Below are 19,940 nucleotides of genomic sequence, written 5' to 3' on the forward strand. Positions count from 1 at the left end.
GTCCGCCTTTGTCCCCGGATTTCTACCGCGATTAGCGGTTTGAATTAAAGAAATCTGGGGACAACAGCGGCCGGAGGGCCAAACATTCTCTGGAGTCACGGCCATCCCAGAACGGAAAACAATCAAGTACAATTTATATAATAACCGGAAGGGAGTACACATGATGACTTATACACGACAACCATTGGCCGACTGCGTGCCTGAGCTGGTAGCTACAGCCCGGGGAGATCAGAAGGCTACACTGGTAATTACAGGCGGCAAGCTGGTCAATGTCTGCTCCGGGGAGATTCTGGACGGCATGTCCGTCGCTGTACAGGGCGGGCGCATTGCTTATGTCGGCAAGGATGTCTCTCATACGATCGGGGAGGGAACGCAGGTTATTGATGCGGCCGGCAGATACATTGCTCCCGGCCTGATTGACGGACACTGCCATATCGAGAGCACTCAATTGACGGTGACTGAATTCGCCCGCGCTGTATTGCCGCTGGGGACGACCGGAGGCTTCTTCGACGCCCATGAGATAGCCAATGTATTCGGGCTAAAGGGAATTAAGCTGATGCTGGACGAGATGCGGGGAACACCGCTGGCTGCCTATATGCAGGTGGCTTCCTGTGTCCCTTCTGCGGGCGCAGAATTTGAGACAACCGGTGCGTCCATCGGACCGGAGGAAGTAGCGGAAGCCTACACCTGGGGCGAGGATGTGATCGCGCTCGGCGAAGTCATGAACTTCCCGGGTGTGGTTTACGGCGATGAGAAGATGATCGGAGAGATCCAGGCCACGCTGCGTGCGGGACGGTATGTTGACGGGCATTTCACCTGGCCGGCGAGTGACTGGAGACTTCCGGTCTATGCCGCAGCAGGGGTGACTGGGGATCATGAGTGTGTGACAGCGGAGGATGTGATCGAACGTGTACGTCTGGGGATGTATGCCAAAATGCGCCGCGGCTCTGCCTGGCATGATGTCGCCAAAACCATCACGGCGCATACCGAGCACGGGCTGGACCCGCGCCGGATGATGCTGGTGACAGATGACCGCAGCTCCGAATCGCTGCGCGATGAGGGGCATATGGATTTTGTCGTGCGCCATGCGATCTCCCAGGGGGTGAAGCCGGTCACGGCTTTTCAGATGGCAACGATCAACACAGCCGAGCGCTTCGGCGTAGCCCGCGATATCGGCTCCATCACTCCGGGCTCCTGCGCAGATATCATTCTGCTGGACGGTAATCTGGCCGATGTTCATGTGGTCATGACAATTGCGGCTGGCGTTGTTGTGGCTGAGAACGGCAGCATGACGGCTGAGCTGAGTCCTTACACCTACCCGGATGAAGTACTGGCCTCTGTGCATCTGCAGCAGCCTCCGGTTCCCGCAGACTTCGTGATCCACGCGCCCATTGAGGAAGGTGTTCTGGCTACGCGGGTCATCCAGGTCATTGAGAACCATGTGGAGACCGGCGAGCTGATCATGAGCCTGCCAGTGTCTGGATCGGAGCTGGTTGTGCAGGGCGGCCTGTGCAAAATCGCTGTTCTGGAGCGGCACAAGGGAACCGGCAACAAATCCGTAGGGGTTGTGCAGGGCATTGGCTTCCGCGAGCCTGCGGCTATAGCGATGACTGTAGCTCATGACAGCCATAATGTGCTGGTCATCGGCAATGATGATGGCTTGATGGCGCAGGCGGCGGCTGCCGTGGCGGAAGCGCAGGGTGGTGTTGCGGTGATTACCGCTGCCGGGACCACCTTGTTCCCGCTGGCGATTGCCGGACTGATGTCCGCAGAGCCATTTGAGATTGCCGCCGCGCAATCCGCTGCCATCAGCAAAGCGTTATATGATGCGGGATGTACGCTGAACTATGCTTTTATGACCCTGTCTCTGCTGGCCCTGGCGGTTATCCCCGCACTGCGGATTTCCGATAAAGGCCTGGTGCGGATCTCCCCCGAAGAGGGAATTCAGCTGGTACCGTTGTTCGTCAGCTAAGGCAGAGGGAGAACCTGCCGGGGAAGATATACTAGTATTCTAATCTTGAGCCATTCAGTCTTTCACAGACTGGGTGGCTTTTTGTTGTTTAGGAAATTATGCGAAAAACCGAATACAATCGGTGCTGCTGCGATGGCGTATGGCTCCATGCTCCACAGCCAATAACATTTATAAAGAAATCCTGCAAAAAATGCAACAATGCTATCCATACAATCGGTCGGTGAGAGAAAACACTTAGAATTGGCAAGAGATAGGCGGAGCACCGCCAGGAAAGGAAGAGACAACATTGGATCCACGTATAGTTCACCTAAACTCGCCGGAGGTGGGCGAACGTAAGTAAAGAGCAGAAGTGCACTTGTATTAGGGTTTGATACTCCCACTCTTAAACAGCGGAGCGGGCGGAATGATTGTGGAAAAGTGGAGCGGTCGCCTTTGTATCCGGATTTTCACCGATTAGGGGAATGAGAAAAATCTGGATACAAGAGCGATTGGAACAACATTCCGTTTGCGGAGCGTGCTCCTAAGCGCCGCCGTAATTCATACTCCATATCCTGCACTGCTTTGTCCTTACTCTGTGGGCATAAAAAAGATAATAATTAACCGATTTTTTGCAGTGTGAAACAGAAAATTTTAAGTTTTTAATGAAAAAGCATTAACAATAGGGGCGGAAAAGACGATAATACTTTTAAATTAGTTAAAATTATTGTCGAATCATGAAAATTCAGCATATACAGATCGTCCAAACCTGAGGAACGGGGTGCATGAGAATGTTGAGATTAGAAACACAGGACATCTTGAATATCACCAGGAAGCAAATTGCCGGTATTTTTAAAATGGAGCCGGTTGAACTGAAATTTGTCAATGATTATCAGGGTGAGCAGTATCTGCTGACCAACGATAAGCTGCATCTCAGCAACCAGCATTATTGGGCTAAGGTTATGGATTGTGTGTTCGAGAACCATGTCAGACCTGTTCTGATGTGTGAGGTGCTCTACTTCCTGCGCAATGAGTTTCTGGAAAGTGACATCAAGCTGATGTTCTCTTATGATTTTGCGGAGGGCTCGGAGGGGGAGGCGGCGGCTTCGGCCGAGATCAGCTTCAAGGATTCGCCGGATCTGCAGCCTGACGAAATTGCCGAATTGATTGATTTTGCCCTGACTTTGCAGGATAAGCAGTGGTTCGAGGAACTGACTGCCAAATATAAACAGGTCACGGTTCAGTAATCGTACTATTTAAAATAAAACGCCCGGCTCACAGGATGATGGCATCCGTGAGACCGGGCGTTCTTGTTATCTTCATTCGGCGGAAGACAGCCAGCCCTGGGCCGAGCAGTCTACCCGTTCCGCAAGGAAGCTGATCCATTCTTCCGTATCGTTCAGGCAAGGGGCCACCTCCAGCATCTCAGCATTCCCGCCGCCCATGGCGAAAAGCTCCCGGCCTTCTACGGCCAGTTCATGCAGTGTTTCGAGGCAGTCTGTGACAAGTCCGGGTGAGAAAATCAGCGGCCGCCGGATTCCGCGTCCGTGAAGCTCCTTCAGCGTGTCCGCAGTCGACGGCCCTACCCAGGTCTCCGGCCCGAAACGGGACTGGAAGGAGAGCTGCCACCGTTCCGGGGTCCAGCCCATCGCTTCTGCGAGCAGACGGCCTGTCTCCTGGCACTGCTGCGGGTAGGGGTCTCCGGTCTCGGCATAACGGCGGGGAATGCCATGGAAGGACAGGACATAATAATCCGGCTCTTCACTCATCGCGCGGATCTGCCGCTGCAATAAGGATTGCATTGCTGCTATGTAGCCGGGGGCATCATGGTAGGCTTCTACGAACCGCAGCGCCGGTACGAAACGCTTGGACACCTGCCCGTAGCGGCTATGCCGTCCCAGAGCGGCGAAGCTTGCAGCTTCATAGACGGAAGCTGTTGTTGTTGAGGAATACTGGGGAAATAACGGAAGAACTATGATACGGGTCACTCCCGAAGCTTCCAGCTTGCGGAAGGCTTCGGCCATGCCGGGTGTGCTGTAAGCAAGCCCCAGCTCGACTTGATAACTGCTGCCCAGCAGTGCCTGGAGCGCTGCCTGCTGAGCTCTGGAATGGACGAGCAGCGGTGATCCCTCTTCCATCCAGATCTCCTGATAGAGCTTCGCGGACCGGCGCGGACGGGTACGCAGAATAATGCCGCGCAGCAGCGGCTGCCAGAGCAGCGGATGATAATCAATGATTCTGCGGTCAGACAGAAACCGCTTCAGATAAGGACGGACCGCCTTGGCGCTCGGGGCGTCAGGGGTTCCGATCTGAGCAAGAATAACGCCTATACACGACTGATTCATCAGCAGCTGTTACTCCCTTCCATGAACATGACATCGTTTTAAAATATCATATTCAAGCCCAATCACACAATATAATATATCTCACGATTATCATATGAAGGAGGATATGGGAGATTATGAGAGGTCGGAGGAGTATATATTTTGTGCTATTGCAAAAAAGTGATGTTTCTTATAGGGTATGTGATTTTCTACACAGAGAAAAGAGTTTCAATTTTGTTACCATCAAGCCAGAAATATTCACCAGCAGCTTGAAGTCCACTTATGTGAATTAATTCACTCCATTATGTGAATTGTTTCACCTTTTGAAAGATTGTATATATAGATGAATCTTTTCTTACACGGGCTGGGCCGAGCAGGAATGAAGGAAGGAGTGGATGACGTTCAGGAAGAGTTGGCTGCTCTTCGTAATCAGAAGGAAATGATACGGAACAAGACGGTTTGAAAACGCTACATACTACTGGGGAATAATAAAGGAGAATACGCATTTGAAAAAATTAATTTCTTTGACTGTAAGCGCAGCCTTGCTGCTCGCGCCATTAGCCTACACGATTAACGCACCGGCCTTGAACCTGAAGGTGGATGCGGTTTCAGCAGCCTCGGAAGAAGCGCCGGCAGCGACTGCTAAACCAGCTCCGAAGGCAACAGCCAAACCGGCAGCCACTCCGAAGGCAACAGCCAAACCGGCAGCCACCCCGAAGGCAACAGCCAAACCGGCGGCAACTCCGAAGGCAACAGCCAAACCGGCGGCAACCCCGAAGGCAACAGCCAAACCGGCAGCCACTCCTAAGGCGACAGCTGCACCGGCAGCAACGGCTAAAGCAACCGCTAAGCCGGCAGCAACCACTGCACCGGAAGCATCTGCCAAGGCTTCAGCGAAGCCAGCGGCAACTGCTAAGCCGGCAGCAACAGCAGCACCAGTTACTGTGCACAAGGCTGTATATCAGGACGGAGTATATGTTGCCTATGGAGATGCGTATTCCAAAGGCACAGAGGGTGCAAAGGTAACGATCAAAGACGGCAAGATCGCCGATATCGAGCTGCTCAGAACCAGCCCGAAGATCATCGACCGCAATGCCCGTGAGAATTACAGCGGCGTGTGGGCAGCCTATGGCCTGATGAAAGACAGACTGATGGGTAAAACCAGAGACGGCGCGGCTGCAGTTGACGCTGTATCCGGTGCAACCCGTACCAGTAACGGCTGGAAGCTGTCTGTAGACAGAGCTTTTGAGCGATCCCTTGCGCACCAAGCGGCTGATGCCACTTATTTTAACGGAGTCCATATGGGCGTAGACCCTGAGGCCAAATATGCAGTGTTTGCTACCTATGAAGCAAACAAGCTGACTGCGGTGAAAATGTATCCGCTGAGCGCTACCGGAGATTTCGTGGATGAGAAGACATATACGGCTGAACAGACCGCAGCGATTGCAGCAATCACTCCTGCACTGCTTGCCAAAGGTGCTAGTGCGCAGCCGGTAGCCGGCTTCGAGGCAGAGACCAAAGCCGCAGTGAACGCCTTCTGGGATGCCGAACAGAATGCCACCATCAACAACAAGGCTGCTTATGTTGACGGATTCTACTCTTCCTACGGTACAGCAAGAAGTGTGGGCGTGGAGAGAGCGGATGTTGTGATCCGTAACGGCAAGCTGGTAGATGTGAAGTTGTTCAGACTGGGCAGCAACCTGATCGACAGAGGGGCAACCGCTTATGCGGAAGTTGTGAAGGCGAATGCTCCGATGACCGCCAAACTGCTGGCTAACGGATTCTTTATCGCTAACTATAATGAGAAGGTAGATGGAATCTCCGGCGCTACGGAGAGCAGCCATGGCTGGAACCAGGCCGTAGAGCGCGCTTTTGAGAAAGCCTTGAAGACTCCGGGTGAAGGTCAAACCTTCGATGGTAAATTTGCCGGTGTGGATAATCAGTCCAAGGTTATGCTGCTGGTTGATATCGATGCGGATCAGGTAACGGGCATCAAGCTGAGCCTGTTCGGCGCAGACGGTAAGCTGATTGCAGATGACAAGCGGACCGAAGAACAGAAATCACTGGTCGACAAGCTGACTGCAGGACTGCTCGCAAGCGGCGTGCAGGCTCCAGATATCGCCGGACAGGAAGCCCTGTCGGCTGCAGCGAAGGCAGCACTGACGGATGCTTTGACCAATGCGTCCAAGGTACAAGGCACTTATAAAGACGGCACTTTCACCGCTTATGGTGATGCTTATGACAAAGGCACGAACAAAGCAGATGTTACACTGCGTAACGGCAAGATCGTAAATGTGGCCCTTTCCCGTGTAGGCATGAACATGGTGGATCTGGGTAAATCCGCTTATGCTGAGGTGCAAAAAGCTATTCCGGTGCTGACCGCCAGCTTCCTGGCCGCAGGCACAAGAGAAGGCGCTCAGGATGTGGATGCCGTATCCGGCGCTACCAGCAGCAGCAATGCGCTGAAGGCAGCCGTTGACAGAGCTTATGGTAAAGCGGAAATTACGGAAACGGATAAGGCCGCGTACTTTGATGGCATTTTCATCGGTGCCAGTGTGGATAAGACTGTAAATGTCATGGTTACTACTAAGTATAATGTGCCTGTAACTATGGCTGTGTACTACCTGGATGATAAAGGTAAGGTAAGATATAATCTGACGGATGATGAGCTGCTGGTGAAATACGAGATCGAGAATACCTCGAACGGCAAAGGACTGCATAAGTACGGGTACCGTGCAGCAGCCTTCGGAGCGAATGATGCCCAGAAAGCCATCTCTGCCAAAGCGGTAGAAGCGATCAAAGCAGCGCTCGAATCTGCCGGCAAATAACAGAATCCATTCACTAAGGGTTGTCCTGGGTCATGCAAATGGCCGGGACAGCCCTTTTTGCAGGTGTGGACATAAATAGGAATGCCAATCGTATAGTAATTTAAAGGGATTTGGGAAGGGAGTGTCAAACCTCTAATATACACACTAATATACCCAGCAGGCTCAGGCCTGTAAGTCATAGGAGGCTTCACAATGACATTAATCAAACAGCTAGCCCCGCAGGATGAATTCACCGGCTTCTATCTGCTTAGAGAACTGGTGCTGAAACAGACGAACGGAACTCCTCCCAAGGATTACTTCGATATTGTACTAGGTGATGCCAGCGGCCAGATTTCGGCGAAATACTGGGACGTCAGCGTGACGGATAAGGAGACTTTTTTCCCGATGGCGCTGGTGAAGGTCCGGGGGATGGCTCATACGTATCGCGAGAAGCTTCAGGTCAAAATCACCAAGCTAAGACTGGTCAATGAATCCGACGGCGTATCGCTGACCGACTTCATCCGCTCGGCCCCGGTGCGTCCTGTGGACCTGGTCCATACGATTAAGAACGAGATGGAGAGTATTGCCGATCCGGAGATTGCAGCGATTGTGAACTTCTGTGTAGGGAAGGTTGAGGAGAAGCTCATGCATTATCCGGCAGCCAAGACCCACCATCATGCCTATTTCGCCGGGCTTGCTTATCACATGGTCCGCATGCTGGAGATTGGGGATTTCCTGTGCAAGCAGCGTCCGTTCCTGAATCCTGATCTGATGAGAGCGGGCATTATCCTCCATGATATCGCCAAGCCGGAAGAGATGATCTCGCAGTACGGCATTGTGTCGGATTACAGTGTGCACGGAAAGCTGATTGGACATATCTCGATGGCTTCAAGCTGGATTACAGAAGCGGCCATCCGCACCGGCATTGATCTGGAATCCGAGAAGGTCATGGCACTTCAGCATCTGGTATTATCTCATCATAATCTGGGCGAGTGGGGAAGCCCGGTCCAGCCCCAGACGGCTGAAGCAGTTGCCCTGCATCATATCGATGCGATGGATGCGAAGCTGCAAATGGTGGAGGACGCCCTTGATACCACTCCGGAGACGGAGGAATGGACGCCGTTCATCCGTGGACTGGAGAATAAGGCCGTCTACCGGCTGAAGATATAACGATTGAGACACTGGTATCGCTGAAAATAAAGCAATCCCCCCATCCCGTAGTTGCGGTTTGGGGGGATTGCTTTACTTAGGATCTTCAGCCTCCGCCGCTGCGGCGGACTCCGCCTGTGCCTTCGTGACGCTGTCAGCTTCCAGGCCGTAGTGGCTGCACAGGGCCGGAAGGCCGCCCGGCAGCAACTCTCCGATAGCAGCGAATCTCCATTTATCCTTATAACGGTAGAACTCGCCGATAACAACGGACATACCTGGCATAACACTCCGGCTTAAGGGGAATACGGCCAGTCTGACTCCCGTCCGGGAATCAATCAGTGATACGGAAGCGTTCCAGACCGGGTCCGGATTCCGGTCACCGCTGAACTCCGCAACCGTGAAGGCCAGCGCAATCCGCGTGATGGCTGCAGGCAGGCTGGACAGCTGAAGATACAGATGTCCCATGTGCGCAGCGGGCTTAGAGCAGAAGACGGAGCCGCTAGGGTCTTCCATATTCCCCGAGAAGATAAGCTCCCGCTCTTGCTCACAGCGTCCGCTCTCCCGGAGCAGGAAGGCAGCGGTCTCCGGCTGCTGGCTGACTTCCAGGTGCGAAGCCGGAGCGTCCCACTCCACAGCGGCAAGGAGTCTGGAGGCGCTAAGCTTGTCGCCGATATCGACTCGCTGGCCGCGAACCAGCTCAGGGACCAGCAGAGCTGCAGGAGTAGGCTCCTTGACTGTAGCCGGGTGAGTCACAGAAGCTGTGACATCCTGAGCAGCTACAACGGGAGCCTCGCTATCCAGCAGGCCGGATGCTGCGGGCATCGGTGTTGTGCTGGCCTCCTTGCTGGTTGTCTTGGCAGCAGCCTTCTTCCCGGAGGCCGGCTTCTTCGCGGCCTTCTTGGGCGCTGCCTTGAACGGCGTATACCCGCCGTCATACATCGTCCCGGCCTTGTAGCCCTGGCTGCCGGCTAACAGCAGCGGATCGAACTGCTGCCACTGCTCCATCAATTTCAGGAGAATCAGTGCAGAAGCTCTGGCATCCTCCAGGGCATCATGGTGCTTCAGCCGGATGCCGAAATGCGCCGAGATGACATTGAGCTTATGGGAGGGGAGGTCCTGGAGCATTTTTTTGCCGAGCAGGTAGGTACATAAATATTGAAAGCCGGGATAGCCAAGAGAGTAGTCGTCCAGGCAGTACCGCAGCACACTCATATCGAAGGCGGCATTATGCGCGATCACAATCTCCCCCTGCAGCAGCGGTTCCACCGTGGGCCACAGCTCAGCGAAAGTAGGCTGGCCTCTAACCATAGAGGGTGTAATTCCATGAATGGCAATATTCATCCCGTCGAACGGTTGCTGCGGGTCAATCAGCCAGTTGTGCTCTGCTGTAACGATACCATCACGGACCTGAACAAGCCCCAGGGCACAGGCGCTGGAGCGGCCGGAATTGGCAGTCTCAAAATCTATCGCAGTGAAATTCATCAGGTAAAGCCCCTATCTATCATCTATTACCTTTCATATTAAAGGAGCAAAGCTGGAAATACAATCTGTTCAGGTTGTGCAAGGCTGCCTCAATGGGGTATACCTTATCTATGAACTTCTGGAATAGACTGCTATGAAGAGGAGATGAAAGACTTGCAGCTGTCAAAAGGTCAAAAGGTCGATATCACCAAAGGAAGAGAAGCTCAAGAGATATCCATCCAGCTCCGCTGGAACACGCAGCATAGCGGAGTGGGCGTCGATGCGGCAGCCTTTCTATTATCAGATCAGAACCGGTGTGAACGGGATGAGGATTTTATATTTTACGGAAATCCGGTGTCGAGGGAGGGGGGAGTAGCTCATTCTGCGGAGGGGGAGAACGGGGCAGACCTGTCCATTTCGTTATCGAGAATACCTCAGCATTATGCCCGCATTGCGGTAACCTTGACGATCTATGAGGGAGAGCAGCGTAACCAGCGGATGAAGGATCTGTCCGGCTTACAGCTAACGCTGGCAGACCACAGGACTGGGCAAGAGCTGTACCGCTTCGAGTATGGGGTGGATCTGTCAGAGGAGACAGCTGTCGTAGCCGGGGAGCTGTACCGCCATCAGGGAGAGTGGAAGTTCAGTGCAATTGGCAGCGGGTATAATGGAGGACTTGCAGCCTTGTGCCGAAGCTACGGGCTTGAGGTGGAACAGGAGTCCGGGAACGAAGCCGCAGCGGCGGCTGAGGTATTGGAGCGAACACCTGAAGTGGTGGAGCAAACATCTGAGCTAGTGGAGCAGACACCTGAGGTGGTGAATAAGACCCCGAAGGTAATCCGTCAGCCCGAGGCGGAGCCTCCGGTGAATGTGTTGTCTTCGATTAATCTGCGCAAAAAGATCGTGGAGCTCACCCTGGTCAAAAAACAGCTCACCGGTGTAACCGCAAGAGTGGGTATCGTGCTGGACATCACCGGCTCCATGCGCAGCCTCTATGCCAGAGGGGTGGTGCAGGAGGTGGTAGAACGTATCCTTGCGGTTGCCAGCAAGTTCGATGATAACGGCTCCCTGGATGTGTGGGTCTATGATACGGAATTCAGCAGACTTCCGCCGGTTACCGAGCAGGAGCTTGGCAGCTATGTCTTTACTCATATTATGAACAACGATTCAATTCATAAGTTCGGGCGCAATAACGAACCGCCGGTAATGCAGGATGTCATCGGAAAATACATCAAGGAGGAGCCGGACACGACACCAGTGTTCATTATCTTCATCAATGACGGCGGCGTAGTGAAGCCGACCCGCAAGGTGATTATGGCCGCATCCGCCCTTCCGATCTTCTGGCAGTTTGTCGGCATCGGCGACTCTGACTTCGAGGTGCTGAAGCAGCTCGACACGATGAGCGGCAGACTGGTGGATAACGCCAGCTTCATCCATCTGGACCGGATTGAAGACGTATCCGATGAGGAGCTGTATGACCAGCTGTTGAATGAATTCCCGCAGTGGCTGAAGGCCGCGAAGGCGAAGAGTATTCTGTAAAGGCGCGAAGGAAATGGAAGGTCGTAAAATAGTATTAACAGCTAAAATTATGTAATTCTTCATAGGAGTGAAATTCAGTACTGATAATGCTTTCGTAGCTTATGTTTCCTGCGGAATTCAGGAAGATGTTACCGCAGCTACAATTCAAAACTTCGCCTTCCATCGCTTTTCTCTTTCGGTATATTCTCAAGTTCAATTTGCACGAAATGCAGGAATTATACCGCCAAACCGTCCGGAGGTGGAGAAATTCTGCCTTTTATGCAGGCGAGTTAATTACTTAGATTATAGGATGGAAAAAATACCAGGCTGACCTTTACGCTTGAGCAGACTAAACTGAACGCCAATACTGCATAAATTCCAAAAGCTCAGTTGAGCAAAGACAGGCACCTTTAGATAAATTTCATCAAAAATGGTTTTCATTACATAGACGGCAAAGGCCACAAACTATTGGCTATATACCGCATTTTTGGTGGTTCCAAATAAACAATCTACATTTAGATGCTGTTTAATCAAGTGGAAGAAGACTTCAATTTCCCAGCGCGCCTTGTCCAAATCACAAAAGACTGGACCTGCCGCACCTATTGATCCAATCGACCGATTTTTCCATACGCCCGATCCTGCACTAAAAGGTAGTCTTTATCAGCCAAGACTTCTCCAAATGGAGCGTCATTGCGCCGGGCAATCGATTCCACCACCTTCATGGGTGAAGACTGTCCCTGCGAAAAAGCGACATGCAGCTTAATGCCGCCACTAAACTTTTTATACGGAGCCCAAGACATGCGGGAGTTTGTCGCCGTAACCGTTGAAGAGTCAATAAGCAAAAGATCTTTAGGCAGATTCAGGTGCCGCCGGGTTTGCCGGTTACATTTCTGGACGAGCAGTTGAAACAAAGCTTGAAGATATCGTAAGGCACTTCACCGGCTTTGCCCGAAAGGGTGGAGTAATAAACCTTGGGCAAATCGTAGTTCGAGCCCACCCGAGCATTTTGAAGAAAGCCATCCCATTTGTGGTAAAGGCTTGGACAAAGTAGTCGAACAACACACCGACAGTCATTTTGGTTCCCGTATCCTCGTAGTCCTTGGTTTGCCCGGTTACCCTTTGAACTTCTTCCGAGGTTAATACTTGTTTGAACACGGCCAAGAATGGGGTATATTTATACATGAGGTCGCCTCATTTCGGTTTGGTTTGGTCGTACTTACCATTACCCGAAATGGCGGCCTTTTTTGTCCCTTTTTTTGGAATCAACACGCTTAATCTAGGGATGACTATTGCTTTATCAATATGGATGACACCGCTACTATGGTTTAGTGGATCTCAACAACCTCACTTTACCAAATGAAGCAAGATCGTTACTTAACTACGCTCTACCTTAACGCCAGTTTTAGGGCAAATTGTTTTTTACTCGTTATTCAATAATTTACATTATAGTTTCATTTAATCTTTAATATAAAATATAGTCCTAATACTTTACATTTAATATAAACGATGTTATTTTTAAATAGATAAATGGAAAAAAGATGAATTAATAAGCAACAAGTGAGACACGGTTTTTTATTTTTGAGTAATGGAGTAGGTAATATATATGAAAAAAAGGTTCGTATTAATTGTCTCATTTTTAATTATTTGTTCAACCTTTATATTAATTTTTTTGATATTTGGGAGTGTGGAATCTGTAAATATACCCCAGTCTCAGTACATTTACGAAAATAAGAATAGCATTAATAATTTAGTTGAAAATAGTGAAATAAAAGATTTAATGAAACACTTCAAAGGTGAAGGGATGAATATAGCAATTATTGATTCTGGAATATACGAACATAGAGACTTTGATTCTCGAATTATAAAGTTCGTGGATTTTATTAATGGGAATTTAACACCATATGATGATTTTGGACATGGAACTGAAGTTGCTGGGATTATTGCAGGTGATGGAAGTTTGTCTAATGGAGTGAACGTAGGAATAGCACCACAATCAAACTTAGTTGTACTAAAAGTGTTTGATTCTAAAGGGAAAACGGATTTGAATAGACTTAAAAAGGCAATAAATTGGGTATCAGAAAATAGAAAATTATACAATATTAAAGTATTGACTTTATCATTGGGATATGGATTTTATGAAGATTATCAAACAGATCCTCTCTATGGGACAATTATTAATTTAATAAACCAAGGAGTGTTAGTAGTTACTTCGGCTGGGAATACTAATTTTGGAGACTTTCGTGTAAGCGCTCCCGGTAATATTCCGGAAGTTTTATCAGTTGGGAGTACTAGTATGATTAAAATCAATTTAATAGAGGATTCTACTAAAGAGACAGTCTCTAAAAAACCGAATCTATATGCTCCCGGTAGAAATATAATTACAACCAATACTCCTTTAGGTGCTTTAAGAAAATCAGATGAAAATTATGTTAGTGTATCAGGGACTTCTTACTCTGCTGCTATTGTCTCTGGTATAGCACTATTATTATTTGAAAAGTATGAAAATATTACAATAAGCAAAATATTTGAAATTATAAAAAATATATCTTTTGAATAATTATTCAAATTATGTGTCTGGAGGAGAAGGGATGATTAAAGGGCGAGTGACAATTTGGATGTTAATAATTTCTATTCTTCTAACTTCATGTTCTTTAAATAGAAATGTGGCAATTGAGCAAAAGAAGTATAACAATTCTGAAGTGCTTGAAATGATATCAAAGTCTTATATAAAAGATGGTTATCGATTTTTGAATGATGAACTTTCTAATAATCTTGATTTATATACGACATATTATGCTCAAGAAATTAATGGGATTTTTGAAATAAATGATTTAGAACATAAGAAAGAAATATTATCCTTACCAGAGGAGAAAATTAGATCTTTACTATTCGATTTTGACAACAGAAGTTTGATGAACATCTATTATTTGTGTGAATTATTTGATGACAAAAAAAATATTAGTAATGAATTGGCCAAATCAATAGAAACATACATTTTGCAATTACAAACTAGTCGAGGTTCTTTTGCACTTTCACAATCCGTGAAAGGTGAAAATAACGACCCCATAGAAAATGAACTTTTATCTACATATTATGCATTGGAAATTTTGAGATTTTTAAATGTTGAATTAGATTACAATTCGAACGAAAAATTGAAGAGTTGGTTTATTGCAGTGTCAAATTCAAAGAAAATTAAAGAACCTGCAGAAATTTCTGATAGCGGATACATGCTCACTTTTTTACGAATATCTTTATTAGTTGGTGAGAAATCAATTAGTTTAACTGAGGAATATCACAAACAACTAAATTTTTATAATAGAAAAGTAAATGAGTTATACAAAAGTGGTTCACAAATAGATCTTATTAATTTAAAAGATATATTTGATCTAAATGTACTTTTAGATAACGACATAGATAAAGTTATTAACAAAGAAGTATTTCAGATAATTATAAAATTGTATGATAATAACTATAGTTTTAAATTGACTCAGAATTCACCGCCCGACATTTTGTCAACATATTTAGCCTTATCCATTTTACGTGAAAATAATTATGATATTTCTAGATTTAAGCCTGTAATAAGTAATATTGATAAGTTTAGATTATCAAATGGATATTATATTCCGTTCGGAGAAATAGAAAGTGATTATAGTAATACCTTTTATGTTAGCAGTATTTTAAATGTTTTAAATTTAAATGAAGAAAAACAACAATTAATAGAAGACTTCACAAATGAAAATAGAATAGAAACTATTGATAATTTAAAGAATCTATTTTTTTACTTCAAAATTATAAAAAATCTAAGAATAAATATTATCTCTGAGGAAAAAAAAGAAAATTTATTAAACCAATTTATGAACGACTTTAACACGATTAATGACTCATGGGAAATAGAAAGTATATATGAGAATTATTATTATTTAATAGAGATAATTTATGAATTAGGTGGGGAATTAAACTCCCAGCAAAAAGAAAGTGTTGCTAAACATATAGAATCAATGAATGAAAAACATGTTTTATTGATCAATTACAACTTTCAGCTAATTAATTTATTGAAATTGGAAATGAAGAAAGAATATTTGATTGAAAACAAAAAATATTTGCTTAACGAATTAGATTCAATACTTCTTAATGAAGACGAAACCAAGAATTCAAAATTAATATTACTCTACTACATTATTAGTGCCTTAGATTCTGTTGGTTTTTCTCCTAATGAGACAATGAAAACAAAAATATATCATTTAAAAGAAAAATCTTATCTTTCTAATGGTCTTTTTAAAAGTGGACCCAATAATGATGACTTAGCAAGTTTTCAATCAACTTTTTTTGCTCTATGGTTAAATGAGTATCTTTCATCAGTTTGATAACTAAGGGGCCGATGTTTTAAAAAATAGATTTTAATGGAGGAATTTAATTTGAAAAGGAAATTTACTGTAGTTCTATTAACACTTTGTTTGTCATTGTCAATAAGTTCTCAAATATTCGCGGAATCAGCTAATGAACCGGTATTAGTGGAAACTACTAAAGTTGATTTAAACAATGGGGCAAAAAGTGTCAATCCTAAGTTATATACATTGAACGAATATCTTGATGATGGTCATACAGTATATGCATTTCAAGATATCCCGGTTGAAAGTAGGGTTCAGGCATTTGATTATTTGAAAAATAAAATAGCTAATGCACAACCTGAAACTGTTGTTGATACAGGTGGAGCTACTGGACAATTTTCTGGTAACGATTATAATACTGATTCAAGGACCACAGACGCTGCTGTATATACACATTCAACAATAAATGTAAGTTTAGCTTTTTTTAACACAACAATTACAAGTACCGGAGGCATGTCGGGGGGATGGTTTGGTTCTGGCTCTCCATCCAAAATAGTTTTAAATCAGAGTGCAACTTATAACGGAGTTAGCGTTACCGTTAGTTGGCCTGCATCAATGACAGGAACACCAACTTCTAAAACTTGGGTATCTCAACCCATAACAAATTCAAATCCAGCAGGAGCATCACACTCTTCCCTAACAGCCACTGCCCTTGGTTTTACATCGGTAACTTTCTCTGATGTTGCTGATATTTATCTGGGATCACAGATATATAGACCTACTTCATACTTGAAATTTGATTAACAATCATTGATAATGCATTGGCCCCAATATGCTATCCTAATGACCTCAATACATTTGGATAGCATATTTTTGATGGAACACTTTTAAAGCTAAAGAAATGCTTAGCTGTATAAATGGTTCATGGTTTCTGACAAGCTATTCCACCCTTTTTATTACGTTATTTACTTGAAAAACATATGAGTATTACCAAATTAATTATTCTAAGTTAGAATATTCTCAAAAAGATATATATGAAACTTTAACAGGAGGGTAATTATGGAGAGAGGGATTTATCATTTAATTTTTTTAGGGATTTTAATGGTTCTTATCTTAATTATTATTTTTAGTTTTTTGGTATATTATATTGTTCGATTTGCAAGTCGAAAAATCCATAAAGAGTTAATTACTTTAAAATCAGAACAAGCTAAATTAAGGGATTCAATTGAAAGAATGAATAGAATTTCGCAAAACCAAAAGGAATAATTCCCATAACTGATTATTGTTAATACAATAGGTGTGTTGATTACCCATATTATGGGATGGGTAAAATACCAGGCTGACCTTTACGCCTGAGCAGATCTAACCAAACCTGCCACTCCAGCGGGAGATAAAATATACGCCAATACTGCATAAATTCCAAAGGGTCAGTTGAGCAAAGACAGGCACCTTTGAATGAATTTCATCAAAAATGGTTTTCATCAGCACATAGACTGCAAGGGCCACAAACAATTGGCAATATACCGCATTTTCGGTGGTTCCAAATAAACAAGGTACATTTAGATGTTGTTTAATCCAGTGGAAGAAGACTTCAATTTCCCAGCGTGCCTTGTCCGAATCATAAAAGACTGAACCTGCCGCACATTTTGATCCAATCTACCGTTTTCCGTATGCCCGATCTTGAACTAAGAGGTAGTCCTTATCTGCTAAGACTTTTCCAAACGGAACGTCATAGCGCTTGGTAATCGATTCCACCACATTCACGGGCGAATGCTGCCCCTGTGAAAGGACGACATACAGCTTAATGCCCCTTTGAATTTTTTATATGGAGCCCAGGTCATGCGGGAGTTTACCTCCATAATCGTCGCCCTAGTCAATGTGCAGAAGATCTTTAGGCAGATCCAGATACCGCCGAGTTTGTCAGTTACATTTCTGGATGAGCATTTCAAAAAGACGATTGAAGATATTATAAGGGACTTCACTGGCTTTGTTCGAAAAGGTGGAGTAATGAACTTTGGGCAAATCGTAGTTCGAGCCCCAGTGGGCACGTTGACGGAAGCCACCCCATTTGTGGTAGCAGGCTTGGACAAAGTAGTCGAACAACAAACCAACGGTCATTTTGGTTCCAGTATCCTCGTAATCCTCGGTTTGTCCGGTCACCCTTTGGACTTCTTCCGAAGTTAATACTTGTTTGAAGACGGTCAAGAACAGGGTATATTTATTCATGAGGTCCGCCTCATTTCGGTTTGGTTTGGTCGTACTTACCATTATTCGAAATGGCGGCCCTTTTTGTCCCTTTTTTGATAAATAAACCATTTATGCAACAATGTTGGACTTTGGCCGGAATGAGGAGGGGAGTGTTGTACTTTGGGCAGGATTGTGCAAAATTTCCCGGCCAGGCGGAGCTTTAGGGCGTCACGCCGGAACGGTCCCCACCGCCCCGTCGGAACAGTCCCTAACCTCCAGCCGGAACAGTCCCCATCGCCCGCAGTAACGGACCTCATAGCCCCGCCGCCCAACCGCCCCGCCGTAACGGACCTCACGGCCCACGGAAGGTGTTCAACGCCCACCGTAACGGCCCCCAGGCAACCAACCTCCCCGCTCAGGCTGTGGAGGTTTTTTTGCTCTGCAGGCCGGGCGGGGCTTGCAGCTCCAGGCGGTAGCCTTTGACCAGAGTATCCCCGTTCTTCAGATCTGTCTCATAAGCCCGCTTGAAGCCCAGTCTCTCATAGAGCCTGATCGCAGAGGCCATCATATCCGAAGTATGCAGATTCAGACTGGCTGCCCCCAGTGCAATGGACCTTCCTGCAGCTTCCCGAATCAAAAGTCTGGCCACCCCGCGTCCCCGGACTGCCGGAGATACAGCCAGCAGACGGATGATCGGTGTATGGATACCCAGCTCCGGCCTGCCATAAGCAGCCTCTGAGGAGGTGAACAGCAGCACGCTCCCTACAATTTGTCCGTCCAGCTCCGCTACAATCCGGGAGATGGGTGCATCGCCATGAACCGAGCCGAGAATGGAATCCCGGTACTCCGCCCAGAACGGCCCGGGCAGCACGGCTGCATATTCGCTGTAAGCTTCGAGCAAGACCCTGGCAATGGCTTCACGATCGGAAGCTGCAGCTTCACGGATTACAATTTCTGCTGAGTGATTCATCTGGTGCCTCCTGTCCGGTAATGGTTTTTTGTTATTATAATCTATAAATCCGATGAGTATAAGAGGGATTTAATGATTTTGATTAATGGATAGAAAAGTTCTATCTGTAATTGTGATCAATGTAATGGTTAAGGCCGTATGCTACACAATAAGTCTGTTGACAAAAAAAGGGCCGGTGACTAAGATATAAACAAATTCTATAGGAAAGTGCGGATCTAATTCATTGTTAAACGATAGGAATAGTGAAAATTATAAAATGCGGAGGGGGACTAGGCTTGAACATCGAGAATATTGAAGCTTTTGTCTACATCAACCACTACGGCAGCTTCAACAAAGCGGCAGATGTGCTCTATATCTCGCAGCCGACAGTGACTGCCCGTATCCAGTCGCTGGAACGGGAGCTGGACTGCAAGGTATTCGACCGGCTGGGCAAGCAAATTAACCTGACGGATAAAGGCCGCCAGTTCCTCCCCTATGCGCAGCAAATTCTGCAGGTCTATCAGAACGGGAGGCATCAGATTCAATCCAAAGGCCAAATCCCCGGCGAGCTGAGAATCGGCAGCACAGTATCGGTCTCCAATTATCTGATGCCCCGTCTGCTGCTGCATTTGAAGCAGCGGTATCCCCACATCCTTATGAAGCTGACGACTGCTCCTACGGAAGTATTGATTGAGAAGCTGAAGGCGAAGGAGATCGATCTCGCTTTTATCCGCAAGGTAGTGAATCCGGCCATCCAGTCGTTCCCCTTCTGTGAAGACCCGATCTCGCTGTATGTGTATGCCGGTCATCCGCTGGCCCGCAAGGGCCGCGCTTCGATCCGGGAGATCTCTGAGCAGACCCTCGTATTCTTCGAATGCGGCTCGCTGGACTGGATGCGTCTGCACCGGGTATTCGAGAGCATGGAGCGTCCGCCGGGCATTGTCTATCAGGTGGATAACCTGGAGACCGCCAAGAAGCTGGTGCTGAAGCAAGCGGGAATCTGCTTCCTTCCAGCCCTGAGTGTGCAGGAGGAGGTAGAGGCGGGAACGCTGGTAAGGGTGGATATCACGGAGACCGAAGGCATCTCCCTGCGGACCCACCTGATCTCGCTGAACGGGGAGAACGCGGAGTTCCTGGACACCCTGCTGGAGCTGGGGACGGGGACGTTGAGCAAGCTGAATTGACTTCTTGAATAACCATATTAAGAAACTCTATTAGCGCATGGCAGCATGCAGTGATAAAGTTAATTGCATATAATCACCACTAAAC

18 protein-coding genes and 1 pseudogene are annotated in these 19,940 nt (G+C 47.0%); 11 read left to right on the forward strand and 8 right to left on the reverse strand.

The features are described from left to right. Positions 1 to 163 precede the first annotated feature (163 nt). Complete coding sequence (locus tag NST26_RS06455; RefSeq protein ID WP_340958139.1) at positions 164 to 1,972, forward strand: adenine deaminase; 1,809 nt, start codon at positions 164 to 166, stop codon at positions 1,970 to 1,972. Positions 1,973 to 2,739: 767 nt separating this feature from the next. After that, complete coding sequence (locus NST26_RS06460; RefSeq protein WP_340978858.1) at positions 2,740 to 3,195, forward strand: IDEAL domain-containing protein; 456 nt, start codon at positions 2,740 to 2,742, stop codon at positions 3,193 to 3,195. A gap of 72 nt (positions 3,196 to 3,267) precedes the next feature. On the opposite strand, the gene hemH is transcribed toward NST26_RS06460, so the two are convergent. Then, positions 3,268 to 4,293 carry a ferrochelatase gene (gene hemH, locus NST26_RS06465; protein ID WP_036727724.1) on the reverse strand — a complete coding sequence of 342 codons (1,026 nt, stop codon included), beginning with the start codon at positions 4,291 to 4,293 and terminating at the stop codon, positions 3,268 to 3,270. A 485-nt stretch (positions 4,294 to 4,778) separates the two neighbouring features. Here hemH and NST26_RS06470 point away from each other — a divergent pair, with 485 nt between their 5' ends. Further along, positions 4,779 to 7,100, forward strand: a complete 2,322-nt coding sequence (locus NST26_RS06470; protein ID WP_340978860.1) for an FMN-binding protein — start codon at positions 4,779 to 4,781, stop codon at positions 7,098 to 7,100. Between the two features lie 192 nt (positions 7,101 to 7,292). Further along, a complete protein-coding gene (locus tag NST26_RS06475) occupies positions 7,293 to 8,249 on the forward strand; it encodes a 3'-5' exoribonuclease YhaM family protein (protein WP_036727727.1) in 957 nt (318 codons plus the stop codon). A 72-nt stretch (positions 8,250 to 8,321) separates the two neighbouring features. Here NST26_RS06475 and NST26_RS06480 read toward each other — a convergent pair whose 3' ends face one another. Then, positions 8,322 to 9,710 (reverse strand): TerD family protein, encoded by a 1,389-nt coding sequence (locus NST26_RS06480; protein ID WP_340978862.1) that lies wholly within the window; start codon positions 9,708 to 9,710, stop codon positions 8,322 to 8,324. A 144-nt stretch (positions 9,711 to 9,854) separates the two neighbouring features. Here NST26_RS06480 and NST26_RS06485 point away from each other — a divergent pair. Continuing rightward, positions 9,855 to 10,328, forward strand: a pseudogene (locus NST26_RS06485) (TerD family protein); the annotation flags it as partial. 234 nt (positions 10,329 to 10,562) lie between these two features. After that, entirely contained in the window at positions 10,563 to 11,228 is a 666-nt protein-coding gene (locus tag NST26_RS06490) for a vWA domain-containing protein (RefSeq protein WP_340980808.1), read from the forward strand. 578 nt (positions 11,229 to 11,806) lie between these two features. Here the strand turns inward: NST26_RS06490 and NST26_RS33970 are convergent. Both NST26_RS33970 and NST26_RS06495 read right to left on the reverse strand, forming a co-directional pair. Continuing rightward, positions 11,807 to 12,118 carry a transposase gene (locus NST26_RS33970; protein WP_445323313.1) on the reverse strand — a complete coding sequence of 104 codons (312 nt, stop codon included), beginning with the start codon at positions 12,116 to 12,118 and terminating at the stop codon, positions 11,807 to 11,809. Then, entirely contained in the window at positions 12,090 to 12,389 is a 300-nt protein-coding gene (locus NST26_RS06495; RefSeq protein ID WP_340978864.1) for a hypothetical protein, read from the reverse strand. The genes NST26_RS33970 and NST26_RS06495 overlap by 29 nt, the downstream gene beginning before the upstream one ends. A gap of 421 nt (positions 12,390 to 12,810) precedes the next feature. On the opposite strand from NST26_RS06495, the gene NST26_RS06500 reads away from it, so the two are divergent. From NST26_RS06500 to NST26_RS06515, 4 genes are all read left to right on the forward strand, one after another. Then, positions 12,811 to 13,764, forward strand: a complete 954-nt coding sequence (locus NST26_RS06500; protein WP_340978866.1) for a S8 family serine peptidase — start codon at positions 12,811 to 12,813, stop codon at positions 13,762 to 13,764. 31 nt (positions 13,765 to 13,795) lie between these two features. Then, the gene (locus tag NST26_RS06505) at positions 13,796 to 15,571 is read left to right on the forward strand and encodes a prenyltransferase/squalene oxidase repeat-containing protein (RefSeq protein ID WP_340978868.1); all 1,776 of its coding nucleotides are present in this window, start codon (positions 13,796 to 13,798) and stop codon (positions 15,569 to 15,571) included. Between the two features lie 51 nt (positions 15,572 to 15,622). Beyond that, a complete protein-coding gene (locus tag NST26_RS06510; RefSeq protein WP_340978870.1) occupies positions 15,623 to 16,339 on the forward strand; it encodes a hypothetical protein in 717 nt (238 codons plus the stop codon). Positions 16,340 to 16,594: 255 nt separating this feature from the next. After that, a complete protein-coding gene (locus tag NST26_RS06515) occupies positions 16,595 to 16,801 on the forward strand; it encodes a hypothetical protein (protein WP_340978873.1) in 207 nt (68 codons plus the stop codon). A 96-nt stretch (positions 16,802 to 16,897) separates the two neighbouring features. Here NST26_RS06515 and NST26_RS33975 read toward each other — a convergent pair whose 3' ends face one another. From NST26_RS33975 to NST26_RS06530, 4 genes are all read right to left on the reverse strand, one after another. After that, positions 16,898 to 17,191: a transposase gene (locus NST26_RS33975; RefSeq protein WP_445323364.1), complete on the reverse strand. Its 294-nt coding sequence runs from the start codon at positions 17,189 to 17,191 to the stop codon at positions 16,898 to 16,900. Between the two features lie 264 nt (positions 17,192 to 17,455). Beyond that, positions 17,456 to 17,761: a hypothetical protein gene (locus tag NST26_RS06520; protein WP_340978875.1), complete on the reverse strand. Its 306-nt coding sequence runs from the start codon at positions 17,759 to 17,761 to the stop codon at positions 17,456 to 17,458. Positions 17,762 to 17,950: 189 nt separating this feature from the next. Beyond that, positions 17,951 to 18,085, reverse strand: coding sequence for a hypothetical protein (locus NST26_RS06525; RefSeq protein WP_340978877.1), 135 nt, complete (start codon positions 18,083 to 18,085; stop codon positions 17,951 to 17,953). A gap of 52 nt (positions 18,086 to 18,137) precedes the next feature. Then, positions 18,138 to 18,692: a GNAT family N-acetyltransferase gene (locus NST26_RS06530; protein ID WP_340978879.1), complete on the reverse strand. Its 555-nt coding sequence runs from the start codon at positions 18,690 to 18,692 to the stop codon at positions 18,138 to 18,140. A 275-nt stretch (positions 18,693 to 18,967) separates the two neighbouring features. Between NST26_RS06530 and NST26_RS06535 the strand changes: the two genes are divergently transcribed. Further along, positions 18,968 to 19,855, forward strand: a complete 888-nt coding sequence (locus NST26_RS06535) for a LysR family transcriptional regulator (RefSeq protein ID WP_340978880.1) — start codon at positions 18,968 to 18,970, stop codon at positions 19,853 to 19,855. The last annotated feature ends 85 nt before the right edge of the window (positions 19,856 to 19,940 follow it).

Origin of the sequence: Paenibacillus sp. FSL R7-0128, from assembly GCF_038002245.1 — a bacterium.
GTDB lineage: Bacteria > Bacillota > Bacilli > Paenibacillales > Paenibacillaceae > Paenibacillus_AQ > Paenibacillus_AQ silagei.